At 37.6% G+C, this 15,398-nt stretch carries 11 protein-coding genes and 20 tRNA genes; 1 reads left to right on the top strand and 30 read right to left on the bottom strand.

Annotation, left to right across the window (positions count from 1 at the left end):
* Nucleotides 1–59 precede the first annotated feature (59 nt).
* Nucleotides 60–1,142, bottom strand: a complete 1,083-nt coding sequence (locus tag CRG87_RS00155) for a M42 family metallopeptidase (RefSeq protein ID WP_074425702.1) — start codon at nucleotides 1,140–1,142, stop codon at nucleotides 60–62.
* A gap of 243 nt (nucleotides 1,143–1,385) precedes the next feature.
* On the opposite strand from CRG87_RS00155, the gene hpt reads away from it, so the two are divergent.
* Nucleotides 1,386–1,952, top strand: a complete 567-nt coding sequence (gene hpt / locus CRG87_RS00150; protein WP_074425703.1) for a hypoxanthine phosphoribosyltransferase — start codon at nucleotides 1,386–1,388, stop codon at nucleotides 1,950–1,952.
* A gap of 54 nt (nucleotides 1,953–2,006) precedes the next feature.
* Here hpt and CRG87_RS00145 read toward each other — a convergent pair whose 3' ends face one another.
* The 29 genes from CRG87_RS00145 to CRG87_RS00005 form a co-directional block, all read right to left on the bottom strand.
* Nucleotides 2,007–3,356: a hemolysin family protein gene (locus CRG87_RS00145; RefSeq protein ID WP_074425704.1), complete on the bottom strand. Its 1,350-nt coding sequence runs from the start codon at nucleotides 3,354–3,356 to the stop codon at nucleotides 2,007–2,009.
* 76 nt (nucleotides 3,357–3,432) lie between these two features.
* The gene (locus tag CRG87_RS00140; RefSeq protein WP_074425705.1) at nucleotides 3,433–4,089 is read right to left on the bottom strand and encodes a nitroreductase; all 657 of its coding nucleotides are present in this window, start codon (nucleotides 4,087–4,089) and stop codon (nucleotides 3,433–3,435) included.
* A 386-nt stretch (nucleotides 4,090–4,475) separates the two neighbouring features.
* Nucleotides 4,476–4,934, bottom strand: coding sequence for an SsrA-binding protein SmpB (gene smpB / locus CRG87_RS00135; RefSeq protein ID WP_074425706.1), 459 nt, complete (start codon nucleotides 4,932–4,934; stop codon nucleotides 4,476–4,478).
* Between the two features lie 9 nt (nucleotides 4,935–4,943).
* Complete coding sequence (gene rnr / locus CRG87_RS00130) at nucleotides 4,944–7,274, bottom strand: ribonuclease R (RefSeq protein ID WP_074425707.1); 2,331 nt, start codon at nucleotides 7,272–7,274, stop codon at nucleotides 4,944–4,946.
* A 70-nt stretch (nucleotides 7,275–7,344) separates the two neighbouring features.
* Nucleotides 7,345–7,578 carry a preprotein translocase subunit SecG gene (gene secG / locus CRG87_RS00125; RefSeq protein ID WP_046306231.1) on the bottom strand — a complete coding sequence of 78 codons (234 nt, stop codon included), beginning with the start codon at nucleotides 7,576–7,578 and terminating at the stop codon, nucleotides 7,345–7,347.
* 70 nt (nucleotides 7,579–7,648) lie between these two features.
* The gene (locus CRG87_RS00120; RefSeq protein WP_074425708.1) at nucleotides 7,649–9,712 is read right to left on the bottom strand and encodes an LTA synthase family protein; all 2,064 of its coding nucleotides are present in this window, start codon (nucleotides 9,710–9,712) and stop codon (nucleotides 7,649–7,651) included.
* A 69-nt stretch (nucleotides 9,713–9,781) separates the two neighbouring features.
* On the bottom strand, nucleotides 9,782–10,807 hold the full coding sequence (locus CRG87_RS00115; protein WP_074425709.1) for a lysylphosphatidylglycerol synthase transmembrane domain-containing protein: 1,026 nt from the start codon (nucleotides 10,805–10,807) through the stop codon (nucleotides 9,782–9,784).
* On the bottom strand, nucleotides 10,807–11,850 hold the full coding sequence (locus tag CRG87_RS00110; RefSeq protein ID WP_074425710.1) for a glycosyltransferase family 4 protein: 1,044 nt from the start codon (nucleotides 11,848–11,850) through the stop codon (nucleotides 10,807–10,809). Before CRG87_RS00110 ends, CRG87_RS00115 begins: the two co-directional genes overlap by 1 nt.
* On the bottom strand, nucleotides 11,843–13,018 hold the full coding sequence (locus tag CRG87_RS00105) for a glycosyltransferase family 4 protein (RefSeq protein ID WP_074425711.1): 1,176 nt from the start codon (nucleotides 13,016–13,018) through the stop codon (nucleotides 11,843–11,845). The genes CRG87_RS00110 and CRG87_RS00105 overlap by 8 nt, the downstream gene beginning before the upstream one ends.
* 117 nt (nucleotides 13,019–13,135) lie before the next feature.
* Nucleotides 13,136–13,220, bottom strand: a tRNA-Leu gene (locus CRG87_RS00100).
* Between the two features lie 43 nt (nucleotides 13,221–13,263).
* Nucleotides 13,264–13,334: transfer RNA gene (locus CRG87_RS00095), tRNA-Cys, on the bottom strand.
* Nucleotides 13,335–13,355: 21 nt separating this feature from the next.
* Nucleotides 13,356–13,427, bottom strand: a tRNA-Gln gene (locus CRG87_RS00090).
* A 7-nt stretch (nucleotides 13,428–13,434) separates the two neighbouring features.
* Nucleotides 13,435–13,507 (bottom strand) — tRNA-His (locus tag CRG87_RS00085).
* A gap of 13 nt (nucleotides 13,508–13,520) precedes the next feature.
* Nucleotides 13,521–13,591: transfer RNA gene (locus CRG87_RS00080), tRNA-Trp, on the bottom strand.
* A 4-nt stretch (nucleotides 13,592–13,595) separates the two neighbouring features.
* Nucleotides 13,596–13,677 (bottom strand) — tRNA-Tyr (locus tag CRG87_RS00075).
* 7 nt (nucleotides 13,678–13,684) lie between these two features.
* Nucleotides 13,685–13,757 (bottom strand) — tRNA-Phe (locus CRG87_RS00070).
* A gap of 6 nt (nucleotides 13,758–13,763) precedes the next feature.
* Nucleotides 13,764–13,837 (bottom strand) — tRNA-Asp (locus tag CRG87_RS00065).
* Between the two features lie 3 nt (nucleotides 13,838–13,840).
* Nucleotides 13,841–13,914: transfer RNA gene (locus tag CRG87_RS00060), tRNA-Met, on the bottom strand.
* Between the two features lie 11 nt (nucleotides 13,915–13,925).
* Nucleotides 13,926–14,012: transfer RNA gene (locus CRG87_RS00055), tRNA-Ser, on the bottom strand.
* A 29-nt stretch (nucleotides 14,013–14,041) separates the two neighbouring features.
* A tRNA-Glu gene (locus CRG87_RS00050) sits at nucleotides 14,042–14,113 on the bottom strand.
* A gap of 429 nt (nucleotides 14,114–14,542) precedes the next feature.
* Nucleotides 14,543–14,632: transfer RNA gene (locus CRG87_RS00045), tRNA-Ser, on the bottom strand.
* A gap of 12 nt (nucleotides 14,633–14,644) precedes the next feature.
* A tRNA-Ile gene (locus CRG87_RS00040) sits at nucleotides 14,645–14,718 on the bottom strand.
* 4 nt (nucleotides 14,719–14,722) lie between these two features.
* Nucleotides 14,723–14,793: transfer RNA gene (locus CRG87_RS00035), tRNA-Gly, on the bottom strand.
* Nucleotides 14,794–14,813: 20 nt separating this feature from the next.
* Nucleotides 14,814–14,886, bottom strand: a tRNA-Phe gene (locus tag CRG87_RS00030).
* A 6-nt stretch (nucleotides 14,887–14,892) separates the two neighbouring features.
* A tRNA-Asp gene (locus tag CRG87_RS00025) sits at nucleotides 14,893–14,966 on the bottom strand.
* Between the two features lie 3 nt (nucleotides 14,967–14,969).
* Nucleotides 14,970–15,043: transfer RNA gene (locus CRG87_RS00020), tRNA-Met, on the bottom strand.
* Nucleotides 15,044–15,080: 37 nt separating this feature from the next.
* Nucleotides 15,081–15,154: transfer RNA gene (locus CRG87_RS00015), tRNA-Ile, on the bottom strand.
* Between the two features lie 13 nt (nucleotides 15,155–15,167).
* Nucleotides 15,168–15,241, bottom strand: a tRNA-Met gene (locus tag CRG87_RS00010).
* Between the two features lie 30 nt (nucleotides 15,242–15,271).
* Nucleotides 15,272–15,345: transfer RNA gene (locus CRG87_RS00005), tRNA-Pro, on the bottom strand.
* Between the last annotated feature and the right edge of the window lie 53 nt (nucleotides 15,346–15,398).

Genomic DNA, 15,398 nt, shown 5'->3' with positions numbered 1-15,398 from the left:
TTCCTATTATAACATAGCCAAGTATGCTTGACTTAAAAGATTAGTAATCAACCTTGAATTTAAAATTGACTAAAACTAGCTAATTTCTCTTTGGTTAAATCACGGATAATAGCAACAGTTAAATCAACTGATGCCTTGAAGTCCTGATATGCACTAAAGCAATATGGTGAGTGCTCATAACGTACAGGAATTCCAATAACAATTGTTGGAGCACCATTTTCGTAATAAATTGCTGCACCATCTTGTCCACCACCAGTACGAACTGAACGAGTGTAAGGAATATTGTTTTTATCAGCTATATCACAGGCATATTGTTGGAATTTAGGATTAGGTAAAAACGATGTATCCATGTCACGAAGCATTGGTCCACGCTTTAATCCAGTTTGAGATAACCATTCTGGAGTAAAGGTATCATCAGCGGGACATGATTCAAGAACGATTGCCAAATCAGGCTTAACAGTCTTAGCAGTAACATATGCCCCTCTTAAACCAACCTCTTCTTGACTAGATAAGGCCGCAACTACGTTAAAGTCAACTTGCTCACCATTTAAATTGTCAAGTACATCAGCCATTGCAGCAGCACCAAAACGATCGTCAAAATCTTTACCAAAGAAAAGACCAGTTTTTTCATTGTACTCGCATTTTACATCGACAAAGATTGGGCAGCCAGTATCAATTTGATAATCATTAATCGTTTCTTCACGTGAACTTGAACCAACGTCAATTGACATATCGGCAACATCGGGAGCATTATTACGTTCTTCTTCAGTCATAAAGTGAGGCGGTTTAGTTGCAACAACACCAGGAACATATTCACCAGCACGATTTAAAATTTTAACCCGTAAAGCTGGAATATTATATTTTACCCAACCACCAAGTGGGACAAACTTAATCATTCCGTTTGGTCGAACAGCCTGAGTGATAAAGCCAACGGAATCTGAGTGCGCATCAAGCTGAATAATTGGACGATCTGGTTGATTCTCCTTTTTTGAAGCATATACGTTCAACATTCCATCCACTTTAACATCGGCAATGTCTTTAACAGTTTCAGTAAATAATTTTACAAACTCTTCTTCAAAGCCAGAAGTTGAATTGGCATCTGAAAAAGCCTTTAGCATTTTGATTTCTTGCTCTTTTTTCATACTTTTAATACCTTTCGCTTGATCTAATTACTTCTTCCATTGTAGCAAAAACTGTTAGCCCATAACCATTAAATTAAAAAGCATTTTTAATAATCTTACTATTTTTCATTTAATTTAACTTTTTGTACGTAAAATAGGCAATAAACTGTGAAAAAGTCTAATTTACAGTACTTTTTTATATGAAAAATGATATAATCGGTTTTATCAAGTAATTTTGAGTTTATTTAAGTGAAGGGTAGATAAATGCCGAAAAACGACAATATTGATAATATTATTGATCACAAACTATTTTCTGAAGATGATATTCATCAAATGTGTGTAAGACTAGGTCAACAACTAACTGAAGATTACGCTGGAAAGAATCCATTAATTGTTGGAGCACTTAAAGGTGCAATTTTCTTTTTAACTGATTTGGTTCGTGAAATGGACGTAAAAGAACAAATCGATTTTATGGATGTTTCAAGTTATGGTGATGGGCTTGAGTCTTCAGGCAAAGTTGAGATTGTTTCTGACTTAGCAACTGATGTAAAAGATCGCGATGTCTTAATTGTTGAAGATATTGTTGATACAGGTTTAACTTTACAATTTATGAAGGACTTACTCAAAAAACGTGGCGCTAAAAGCGTAAAATGCTGTGTTCTACTAAATAAGGAAGCTAACCGTAAAAATGATATTAAGATTGAATACTATGGTTCCAAGGTTGGTAATGAGTTTGTAGTCGGCTATGGTCTCGATTTTATGAGCTTTTACCGTAACCTGAGTTACATTGGTGTTTTAAAGCCTGAGGTTATCAAATTAGCTCAAAAATAATTATTTTAAGCACTTAGAAAGGACTTATCTTTTAAGAGATAAGTCCTTTTCTTTTTATTCTTGTTTTTCTTCTGACTTTTGCTTTTTATCTAACTGCTTAACCACAAACCAGCGCATAAAACCTTGCTCAATACTCTCAAGTTTAAATTTAAAGTTTTCTAATTCAACAGTTTCATTCTTCTTCAAATCAGGATAATGTTCCATCATATATCCACCTATAGTGATGATATCACTGTTCTGAAAACTCTTTAAGTCCTTGTGGAAATATCGCGCAAAATCGTATAACGTGGTTTTGCCGGAAACATGAATATTATCATGCTTATCCTTGATAATATAATCATCTGAAACATCGTCAATTTCATCTTTAACCGTTCCAAACAACTCTTCATAAATATCTTTATCAGTTACAATTCCACTAGTTCCACCGTATTCATCCACAATCAGCACAATTGGTGTGTGCTTCTTGATCATCAGATGCAAAATGTCTTGAATCGGCATTGATTCTGGAACAGTAATCATCGTCCTAATAATCCGCGTAACTGGAACATTTTCATCAATTTGACTTTGTTGTACCACGTCGAAGGCATAAATATAGCCAACCACTTCGTCTTTATCATTATCACGAACAACTGGAATTCGGCTAGAGCCTTCATCAAGATACATTTTTAACGCTTGCTTAATCGTGTCTTTAGAATTAATGACAACTAGCCTTGTTCGGTCAGTCATAATATCTTTGGCGACTTTATCATTTAACTCAAAAGCACGTTGCATGTAAGTCAAATCATTCTTGTCAAGCGCACCACCGTGAACAGCCTTACGAGAAAGCTTAATAATCTCCGATTGCGAATAAACTTGATTTTCTTCATCAGCCTGATCAAAACCAAGCAGTTTTAATAAGCCATTAGAACTGGTATTAAGTAACCAAACAAATGGATAGACCAGTGTATGGAAAAGCTGAAGCGGTGTACAAATTGCTAGTAAGATTTTTACCGGCATATCAATTGCGATATTCTTAGGAACAATTTCTGTTACTACCACTTCTAAATATGTTAAGAAAATCACTCCCAAAAGTGCACTAATAGAACGCACAAGAGAACGATTTAGTTGGGTTAAATTGAATAATCTAAAAAATAAAGCCGCAAACGTATCAGCTGAAAACCAACCTAAAACAACACCGACAAGTGTAGTTCCCACCTGTGTTGTTGATAAATACTCATTTAGATTGTGAGTCATATGTAAAGCGCGCTTAACTTTACGCTTGCTTCCCACGTTATTACCCAACATGTCTTCAAGTTGGCTTGATCTCGATTGGACTAAAGCAAATTCTGCAGCAACAAAGAAAGCTGCAAAAACAAAAATTACTAAAGTTGCTATTAAATTAGTAATTATTTGGGTTGTACTCAAAATTTATATCACCTTTTTAAAAATCCTTTGATATATATTTTAGCATTAATAGCACTTTATTTTTGCAAAAGAAGATTTATTTTACAAGTTTATAAATCTTTTCAAATGGTAAGCGGTCTGGAATAAACTTTGGATCATTAATTTCTGCGGTTTTGTCGGAATATCCTAACCCAATAGCCATACCGACCAATTCATTTTCTGGAATTTGAGCATATTTTCTAACCAGTTCAGGATATGAAACCATTGAGTGTGCCGGCATGACTGCCAGGCCTTCATCAATTGCTAAAAGCATAATGCTTTGAGAAAAGATACCAAGGTCATATACAGACCATGCAGGAGAAGCTGTTGGAATTGTTAAAAACACAACATCTTGAGCGTTAAACATTGTATCATTCGCTTTTGTGAATAAATCCATTTTATTATGAAAAAAAAACGGCTGTGATGCTCCAACAACAGCCATACTCTGACTAGGATATGCATCCCATTGAAGAGATAGCATTCGAGCAAAATCTTCATGAGGTTCTGCTCCCTCATCTATTTGCTTTTTAACATCTTTTTTCAGACATTTAAGTGGTTCACCCGTTAGAGCATATGCCTTCCACGGTTGCGAATTAAGTAATGAAGGGGATTGCTGCGCTTTCTTAATAATTTTAGCAAGTAGCTTTTCATTAACTTTTCGGTTTGTAAACTTGCGAGTTACTCGTTCTCGGTCATATACATCGTTAAATTCCATTACAGTTTCAATCCTTACACACTTTATTCTGTGCTGAGCACATATTTCTTTAGTTTAAATAACAAAACTAAACACAAGGCAAAAAGTACAGTTAAAATAGCTTTATTGCTATCCTTGGCTATTATTGCTTCATCTCAATAGTTTATCTTTATATTAATAATATAATAAATATCAGTAAACATTTCAATGCTTAACGCAAAAGAAGTTTAATAAAACACCGCGTTAAAATCACTAAGTAACAATATAGCAGGATTCAAATATAGTAAGGACTGACTGTTTAAAATATACTAAACAACAAAACTTTTAGTACATATCTGAAACAATTTAAAGTAATAAAATACCTAACAAAAAAACAGTTTAATTGGGTAACCAATTAAACTGTTCTTCTAAAATTTATATTGTCGTCGTAATTCACGTTCCTGGTCACGTTTCTTAATCGTTTCACGTTTGTCATACTTTTTCTTTCCCTGGCCCACACCAATAAGAACCTTGGCAAAGCCATGCTTAAGATAGACTTTGAGCGGAATTATTGCAATACCACGCTCTGCTTGTTCTTTAGCCAAGCGTGCAATTTCTTTTTTGTGTAAAAGTAATTGCCTTCTGCGCAGCGGTTCATGATTATAACGATTACCTTCTTTGTATTCACTGATGTGAACATTTTCTAGGTATGCAGAGCCATTAATAATTTGAACATAGCCATCACGAAGATTTATTCGCCTAGCACGTACTGATTTAATTTCTGTACCAGTTAATGCAATACCTGCTTCGAATGTCTCTTTAACGAAATAGTCATGATGCGCTTTTTTGTTTTGAGCAATTAAATTTTCTTGCTTTTCTTTTTTCAATTTTCCGTCCTAATGATTATATTTACTTATATGTGGATGATTACCATTTTTCCGAAAATTGCTACGATTTCTATCATTATTGCGCCGACCGTGGTCATTGTGAAAGCCGCGACTTCCTCGACGACGATTGTTGTTACCACGATCATCGTGTGCCTTTTTAGGTGCGTTAGGGTCATAAATTTCAAAGTCTAGCTGGTGCTGTTCAACATTTGCGTTGGTTAAAGTTACCTTGATTGGCATCCCAACGTGGTACTGCTTATGCGTACCGCGACCAGTTAATGTCATACTCTTTTCATTAAAACTGTAAAAATCATCAGTTAAATTAGAAATATGAATTAAACCTTCAACAGTGTTAGGTAATTGAATGAACATCCCAAAGCTAGTCACAGAAGAAACAACTGCGTCAAAATGTTGACCAACTTGATCAGCCATATATTCGGTCATCTTTAGATCATTAGTTTCACGCTCAGTATCGATTGAGACACGTTCCTGTGTCGAAGTTTGTTCTGCAACATCAGGCAAGCAATTTGCAAAATGATCTCTGACTTCCTTATCAGTTCCTTCTTCAGCGTATGCATGAATCATTCGGTGTACCATTAAGTCAGAATATCTTCTGATTGGAGAAGTAAAATGCGTATAGAATTTAGCGGCAATACCAAAGTGCCCTAGTGGCTCTTCCGAATAATGAGCTTGCTTTAAGCTACGCAACATCATCATTTGCACAACAGCTTCTTCGGGAGTGCCTGTAGTTTTTGATACCACCTTTTGTAAATCGAGTGGCTTAACATGGTTTGGATCTGCAGTAATATTCAGACCGAATGCGCTACAAAATTCGAAGAAGCTCTTAATTCTTTCGCCGTCCGGAGTTTCGTGCACACGGTAAAGAAATGGTACGTGCTTTTTATAGAAGGCTTCAGCAACTGTCTCGTTAGCAAGCAACATGAAAGATTCAATCATTTTTTCTGCTGTACCACGATCATGCAAGACAATATCGGTTGGTTTACCTTGATCGTCTACAATGATTTTTGCTTCTGGCTCTTCAAAGTCAATTGCACCACGTTGATGACGCTTTTTATAGAGTGCGTTATGCAATTCAGCCATTTCTTTTAACATTGGCGCTAACTCAACGTACTTTTCTTCCAATTCATCATTATTGTCAGGGTCTAATACCTTGTTAACATTATTATACGTCAAACGGCCATGTGAGCGCATGACTGACGGATGAATATCGTAGCTAACTCGATCACCTTCAGGAGTTAATTCCATCTCACACGAAAGCACTAGACGATCAACACCCTCATTTAATGAACAGATACCATTTGAAAGTCGAAACGGCAACATCGGAATCACGCGATCAACTAGGTAAGTACTATTACCACGTGTATATGCTTCTTTATCCAGTGGGGTATTCTCTTTAACATAATGCGCAACATCAGCAATATGAACACCTAAATGATAATTTCCGTTTGGCAGTTGCCATAAAACGACAGCATCATCAAAGTCCTTAGAATCGTCCCCATCGATAGTAACAGTTGGTTGGTCACGAATATCTTCGCGATTAGCCATATCCTCTGGTGTAACATGATCAGGAATATTGTTTGATTGCTCTAGTGCATCCTCATTCCATTCGGTTTTAACATCATGAGCTGACACAATTGCCATTATGTCAACGCCCGGCAAACTCTTGTTACCAATGACCTGAATTACCACACCGGTCATTGAATCAGGATTATCTTGGTCAGGATAATTGCTAATTGAAACCTTGACCATATCACCTTTTTGCGGTTTAAGCCCGTTTTCACCAATGTAAACACGGTAATTTGCTAACTTTTTGTTTGTACTTACTACGTAACCGATAAAGTGACTTGTCTCGACTTGCTCATCCGTCATTGGGTGGAATTCACCAACTAGTGACGTTAAATTACGTTCAATAATTTCCTGAACTTGTCCTTCTGGACCTTTTCCATTCCAAGGATTGCCACCAGCGGTGATTTTCACGCGGACCTGATCGCCATCAACTGCGTATGCAGTATAATCTTTGGCAACAAAAATATCGTCAGTTTCTTCGTCTTCAACTCTGACAAAGCCGAAGCCCTTGCTATTAGACTTAAAAATTCCGTCGACTATTGTATTTTCTTGAGCCAGTTGATAATGTCCGTTACCATCTGTGATAAGTTTCTTTTCTTGCTCAAGAAATGACAGAGCCTTGACGATATCAGAAAAGTTACCTAAACGGTCTCGTTTAAGCATTCGATCAATCTGCTCTACTTGATATTGTTTTTTAGGGTTGCAGCGAAAGATTTCTAAAACATTAGCGAGAATTTTTTCGTTCTGTGCCATTCACTTAAGCTCCATTCTTTGATAAAAAGATAAAAAAATCCTCCCATCGTTTGATCGGGAGGAACCATTACTATTTTGAAGACAAATAAGCTAATACAATAGCAAAAATGAAAAAGAGAGCTAGTAATACTGATGTCACTTTCTCCATAAATGCTTCAAAACCACGTTTCTTCGTTTGACCACTAAATACTGCACCGCCGGATAAGGCATTTAATGCATCTTGTTGCTTCTGCGGCTGCATCATTGTTGCAATGATAATTAAAATTGAAACAATAATTAGTAGCGTCATAAATAAATTGTACAATACGCTGCCTCCAATATACAGATACGATTACTGATAAATTTTAGCACAAAATATGTTTTATTTCGAGCTTTTATTTTTCTAACTCTGGCGCATCAGTTTTGAACTGCTTCTGAGTTGTTTTCTTGTGATTTTGATACCACAAAGATGTTTTAGTTTTAGAAGAGTATAGCTGTTTAAGTGCCTTTTTTTCATTATAGTCATAATCATGTGGATTTACTTTTTTGAAGCCTTTAGGCTTATAAAAACGTAGTAAATCACCCGCAATGACACGATCAGACAATGACAATTGAGTAGTTACCTTATTTGAAATTGCTACCAGCTTAGTCTTAAGCTTTTTGTCTGGTTTCTCAATCTCTTCACCGGTTTTGGTGTAGTAAAAGGTACCGCCCACCTTAGCATATTCAGGCGTAATAAAGTCACCATTACGCTGGGCAACAATCTGCGGTGCCTTTGAGCTAAGCAAGTCGTGCCCGAATTGAATGGTGTCCTTGTCGTTAATGCCAAGCAAGTTTAACAACGTTGGCAAAACATCTATTTCGCCACCATAGGTGTCCTTTATGCCACCCTTTAGTCCCTTCATATGGAACATTAAAGGTACACGTTGGAACTTCAAATTGTCAAAATTGGTGAACTCGTCTTGCTTAAGTAATTCGGCACTGGCCTTATGGTGATTTCCAGAAATACCGTAGTGGTCACCATAAAGAACAAGTATTGTCTTCTTATCAAGACCAGTTTTCTTCATCCATTGTAAAAATTCACCAATTGCCTGATCCAGATAATGCGCCGTTTGAACATAACCGTCAACAGTTTCATCCCCAGTGTCAGTTGGATCAATTGACTGATTCTTTTTATCCAAATCATATGGATAATGATTAGTGACAGTAATTAACTTAAGATAAAACGGTTGAGGCAAACGCTCAATATACTTGATTGATTGCGATAAAAAGATTTTATCCTTTAGACCGTAACCAATATAGTACTTTGGCTTGTTCTCGTAATAAGACAGTGGCATAAAGTAATGGTAGCCGAATTGCTTATAGGCATTATTTCGATTCCAAAATGATCCTGCACCACCGTGCATTACAGCAGTAGTATAGCCTCCAGCTTGATTTAAAATTGCTGGTGCACTTTCAAATGTGTTTGAAGTACCATAACTCGACATTGCTGAACCTGATTGCAGCCCATATAAAGAGTTCTCTAGCATCATCTCAGCGTCAGAAGTCTTACCTTGACCAACCTGGTTATAGAAATTGGAGAAACTCAAAGTATTCTTCGAATGATACAGCTTATTTAGGTTAGGTGTTACTTCCTTACCCTTCCATTTATAGCCAATCAAAAACTGTTGGAAACTCTCCAAGTGAATTACAATTACGTTTTTACCTTTAGCTACACCGGCATATTCAGGATTAGGTTTAACATAATTAACTTTCAAGTACTTTTTAACAGAACTTAAATCAGAAACATTTGCCTTGGCCATCTGTTCACTTGTCTGTGCTGTTTTAAAGGCATCATACACAGCATATTGATTCATCCCTAGATACTTAACAATATAGCTGTTATCAAACGTTCTAGTCAAAAGCCCTGAGCGATCTTTTTGCGCCATCATCAGATTAACGCCGATTAAAGCCACGGCTAATCCTTCAAGTAAAAGATTAAATTTCAGCTTTAAAGGCCTTAAATCGTATTTGATAACTTTACTTGCCATCAAACCTATAATGACTGCTACATCAAGAAAAGTTAAAAAATCACTTATTTTTGTTATGCCAACAATACTTTTACCTAGATTATCTGCAGTTGAACCAGACGTCTTAATAATTGAAAGTGACAAAAAATTGGAAAATTCACGGTAATATAAAATATTCGCAAATAACCATGTACTAAGGATTAGATCAATTGCAATAATAATCCAATACGATTTTCGTCCTTTGAAGAAAAGACCTATCCCTAGTAGCAATAGTGCAGCAGGCAGTGGGTTAATGAACAAAAGAAAGTTTTGCATCGCTCCGACTGCACCGAGATTGAATTTAGTTAAATAAATCAAATACGTTTTTAGCCAAAACGTTATCAAGACAATGGTGAAAAAACCTAGCTTATTAGTAACTAACCATTGAAAGAAAGACTTAATCCGTGTCATTCCATTCTCCTCTCACTATGATAATATAGTACCCTTTAGGCCAATTATGCATAGTGGTTTTAGTAAAAATTAATCATTTGGTGTATTAGTGATTTTCTTCGGCTTAAAAATCCAACCAAAAATTCCCAGAATCATTCCTAAAAAGTAGGTTACAAACCGCCATAAGAACATCCCTAAAACTAGCGCTCCTTTTGAAGAAACAAAAGTCGCAAACAAAGTCTGGAAGCTGTATTCAGCTCCACCAGAAGCTCCAGGAATTGGAATAATTGCCATAAACATGATAATCATAATGTTCATTTGCGTTACACTTGCCCAACTTGCAGGCACACCTAAGGTAACTAATACCATGTAAGGAACTGAGTAAAAACACAAAAGCTGTAAAATAGTCAAAAGCCCACTAAGAAACAATTTCTTTTTCTCGCGCTTGAGTTTTTGACTTTCAGTATAGAAAGTATCAATTTTATCAACTGTATTCTTTCGCCATACTTCAACGCGATCTGTTGAAATAAACTTTGCTAATAAATCCATTATCCAATTAGCAGCTTTTTTGGTCCAGTTATAGGCAAATAAAATAGCTAATAAAAAGACAATCGAGCTCACATGAATTAAAAAGCCAATTCCAATAAAGAATGCCAGACCAGCAAACTTTGTTGCAACCATCTTAAAGCCTGTGATTATTGTTACCACATAAGCGAGAAAAACCACGATTTGATAAATAATGAACTTCATTAAAAGAAGCGATGTTGCTCGGCCACCCTCAATTCCCATTTGAACCATTGCTGCAAGCTGAGAAGGTTGTCCGCCAGTTGACATTGGCGTAATAGCATTGAACAGAGCCTGAATGATAGGAATTCGAAAAAAGGACCATTTTGAACGTTTTGGTTCATCTTTGCGATGAGCTAAAACTGCTAAAATGCTTGCTTCAAACACATAAGAAAGTATCATCAATGCAAATACTAAAATTAACGCACCGTAATTGATTCCATGAGCTGCATTAGCCAGCTGCGTAACTGGAGTATCCTTAAGATCAACGTACAATACACCGCAGCTGATTAATAAAACAATGGCAATGCCCCATAAATGTTTCTTATTCATTAGTGAATTTGTCCTAGTCTTCTGCCAATTTCATATTGCTCATGATAAAAATCATTCCAAATCTTGGCTAAATTATCTTCTGAATATTTTTCACTGGCCATATTTGATAAGTTAGCGTACTTATTTAGCAATGTCTTATCATACGCTACTCGATGCAGTTGCTCATTCATTTCCTCAAAGTTTTCGCCCTTCATGTAGTAGCCATCGATAATTGCTTTATATAAATCAAGATCTCTCAGTAGCACCGGCGTACCACAGCTAAAAGCTTCAAGAACTGACATCGGAAATAGTTCATCAAAAGATGGTAAAACGAATAAATCTGCAATATTTAAATAATCAACTAATTTTTGCCGATCAATTATTCCTGTGAAAGTCAGGTTTTGTGGTGGATTATCGACTAGCTCTTTAAAGTGATCATAGCCATCCGTAATTTTTCCAAAAGAAAAGCCACCAGCCCAGATGAACTGAATTTCCGGATTCGCTTCAGCCATCTTTGCAAAGTCATCGACACCTTTTCTAGCTTGAACTTGGCCGTCACCAAAAACAACAAATTTATCTAATGGAATTCCCAATTGATTTCGAAAGGCATTTTTTTCAGCCTGTTGTTCAGGATAAAACTCTTCTTTTGAAACGAAGTTAGGAATATATTTTACCTTTTCGCGTCTAATGCCATACTTAACTAATTTATCAATAAAAATAGGATTAACGACAACGATTTGGTCCATTCTCTTATAGAAGTCTATTACGTAATTATAAAAGACTTTTTTAGCTGGAGCGGGTAACTTGATTGAGCCTTCAAGTGTTTCAGGTAGAAAGTGAACATAACCAATTTTTCGCCCACGTGCTGGAGAAAAACTATTAGCATAATAAGTTGGGTTAATTGTATGATAGTGCGTTAAATCACTTCGACCATACTTATTATTCGTAACATAAAATTCTTCTACTAAATGCGTTCTTAATAAGCTAATTAATTCATTGTAAGCAGAACCGACTCCCTGGCCTTTAACTGAATCAGCTTGCGAAAACATATTGATTCTAATCATTGGTATCCTCTTCTTCGAGATCCTCTTGGTAATTTTCAATTACCTCTTCATAAAATTGATGAACATCACTACCAAAACGTTTAGCGGAAATTTGATCTAGCTTTTTAGCTAGCTTATCAGCTGGAATTTCGCTTGGACCTTCTCTTAAGTAATCTAAAATTTCATCACGCATCTCACTTGGTCGTGTGAAAACTTCACCAAAACATTTATCATCAAATACCCGTTCAGTGTAATCAGTGTCATAAACAACACACCTAGTGCCCGAAGCAAGAGCTTCAATATAAGTTAGTCCTTGTGTTTCAGTATCACTAGCAGAAACAAATAAGTCTGCCATTTTGTAGAATGAACCAACATCTTCATGAGGAACATCTCCTGCAAAAATGACATTATCTTCTAGTGTCAAACGCTCAACCTGCTCTTGTAGGACTTCTAAATCAGGACCGTCACCTGCAATTACTAAACATGCTTTTGGAAATTCATCTACAATTTCCGGCAAAACATTCAATATCCGGTTAATTTTCTTTTCTCCAGCAATTCTGCTTAGGGTCAAAAGTACTTGTGCGTCCGGTTCAATTCCTAAATCGTGACGAACATCGTTAGTAATAGGCTGATTTAGGCTCTCAATGTCCACTCCCGTTGGAATTACCTTCATAGGGATAGTTACCTTATAGCGCTTTAAAAGCTTCTCTACGCGCTCGCTAGGGGCAATAACGCCATCCATATTTTTGAGGTAGACATTGGTAAATTGCTTAACATGGTATGGGCGCAAAAGATGACCATTGAGCACATAATGTAAATAGTCTTCATACATCGTATGATACGTGTGAATGGCCGGAATCTTTAATTGATGCGCAACATATTTCCCAATCATTCCCAGTGCAAACTCCGTCTGCGTGTGAACAATATCAAGTTTTACTTCACGCGCAACCTTAGTTGCTTCAAAAAAACCTCTAAAAGCTACACGTCGATCAGTAAAAGAAATAAACGGTACACTACTGAAGCGAAAAACATTTGCTTCAACTGCTCCCTTTTGTACATGTGGATCAGTAGTCGTAAAAATAAAAACATTATGCCCCTGTTTTTCAAGGGCATCCTTTAATGTTTTGATTGATGTTGCTACACCACTAATTTGCGGAAAATACGTATCGGTAAAAATACCAATATTCATTTGAATACCTCCATAAAAGGTATTATAAAGATTACACCCTGCATGTGCAATTTTTATAAAAACAAAAGCAAAAAAATATAAAAGAAAAGCAGCTTCTAGTAAGAAGCTGCCATATAATAGCGGTGATCGGGGTCGAACCGATACGTCCTAAACGGACACCAGATTTTGAGTCTGGCGCGTCTGCCAATTCCGCCACACCGCCATAGTAAAACAAAAAATAATAGTTCAATGGACTGAACCTTTAAAGGCGGGGATCGGATTTGAACCGACGATTAAGGTTTTGCAGACCTCTGCCTTACCACTTGGCTACACCGCCATTGAATATTCTCATAATAGATTGGGATAGCTGGATTCGAACCAGCGCATAATAGAGTCAAAGTCTAGTGCCTTACCGCTTGGCTATATCCCAATGCTAGGGCGGAATATGGGATTCGAACCCATGTATGCCGGATCCACAAACCGGTGTGTTAACCCCTTCACCAATTCCGCCATGAAGTTTTAACAGGGATAGTAGGAATTGAACCCACACTAGCGGTTTTGGAGACCGATGTACTACCTTTATACGATATCCCTATTATGGAGGAGGGTGGATTCGAACCGCCGAACTCAGAGAGAGCGGTTTTACAGACCGCCGCGTTTAGCCACTTCGCTACTCCTCCAGGCTGATGGCGCGGGACGGAATCGAACCGCCGACACAAGGAGCTTCAATCCTTTGCTCTACCAACTGAGCTACCGAGCCATCCTACGGTCCATATCAGATTTGAACTGATGATCTTCTCCGTGACAGGGAGACGAGATAAACCACTGCTCCAATGGACCATATTGCGGGAGGTGGATTTGAACCACCGGCCTTCGGGTTATGAGCCCGACGAGCTACCAGACTGCTCCATCCCGCGATTATTATTAAAGGAGGATGTGGGATTTGAACCCACGCACGGCAAGACCGTCTAACGGTTTTCAAAACCGTCCCCTTAAGCCACTTGGGTAATCCTCCAAATGTAAATATACCATAAAATGTGGTAATGACCCGTACGGGATTTGAACCCATGTTACCGCCGTGAAAGGGCGATGTCTTAACCACTTGACCAACGGGTCGAATTGTTGTCTAACGTCATAAGACGCTTAATTATAATACCGAATTTGTTTGTTAAAGTCAACTACTTTTTTTATTCGTTATTACTTGAGAACTCTCAGTTCTGTCAATCACAACGCTATTAATAATACAGGATTCTACACCATCTTGCAAGTTATTTTGTTAAAAAATTGAATATTTCACACTTATCTTAGTCTCCCAAGACTTTATTCTTACTTCTAGTGAGTTCCTTTCCGACACTCTATAGTGGAAAAAAGAACTTCCCTCAAACTAAGAATTAATTGTAATCATCAAACCATGTATCCAAATATCTCCTAACTTATTGTAATTACGTTTATTCAATTTCATCTATACGTTAAAAAGTTTAGCAACACTTCATAAAGCACACAAAAAAAGACTACTGACATTAATCAATAGTCTTTTATACAATACGGAGACTGAGGGATTCGAACTCTCGCACCGGAATAACCCGATCTACACCCTTAGCAGGGGCGCCTCTTCAGCCACTTGAGTAAGTCTCCATTATTTTATTATGGGCCTAAATGGACTTGAACCATCGACCTCACGCTTATCAGGCGTGCGCTCTAACCAGCTGAGCTATAGGCCCCAAAAGCGGGTAACGAGAATCGGACTCGCGACTAAAGCTTGGAAGGCTTTCGTTTTACCACTAAACCATACCCGCAAAACTTTGATAATAAAAAATGGCGCGGGACGGAATCGAACCGCCGACACAAGGAGCTTCAATCCTTTGCTCTACCGACTGAGCTACCGAGCCATTTAACGGTCCATATCAGATTTGAACTGATGATCTTCTCCGTGACAGGGAGACGAGATAAACCACTGCTCCAATGGACCATATTGCGGGAGGTGGATTTGAACCACCGACCTTCGGGTTATGAGCCCGACGAGCTACCAGACTGCTCCATCCCGCGATTATAATAATAAATAAATGTACAAAACCCAGTTTAATGGACCTTGTAGGACTCGAACCTACGACAGGACGGTTATGAGCCGTCTGCTCTAACCAACTGAGCTAAAGGTCCGAGCTCTAGCAAATAGCGGCGGGGGGGATCGAACCCTCGACCTCCCGGGTATGAACCGGACGCTCTAGCCAGCTGAGCTACACCGCCAACAAAATGTAATCGTTATTCAATTACAAATCGGGAAGACAGGATTCGAACCTGCGACCCCCTGGTCCCAAACCAGGTGCTCTACCAAGCTGAGCCACTTCCCGGGATATGCGCCCTGAAGGATTTGAACCTTCAACCTTCTGATTCGTAGTCAGAC

The sequence above is a fragment of the Lactobacillus apis genome, assembly GCF_002837055.1.
GTDB lineage: Bacteria > Bacillota > Bacilli > Lactobacillales > Lactobacillaceae > Lactobacillus > Lactobacillus apis.
This window is presented reverse-complemented; position numbering and strand designations above follow the sequence as displayed.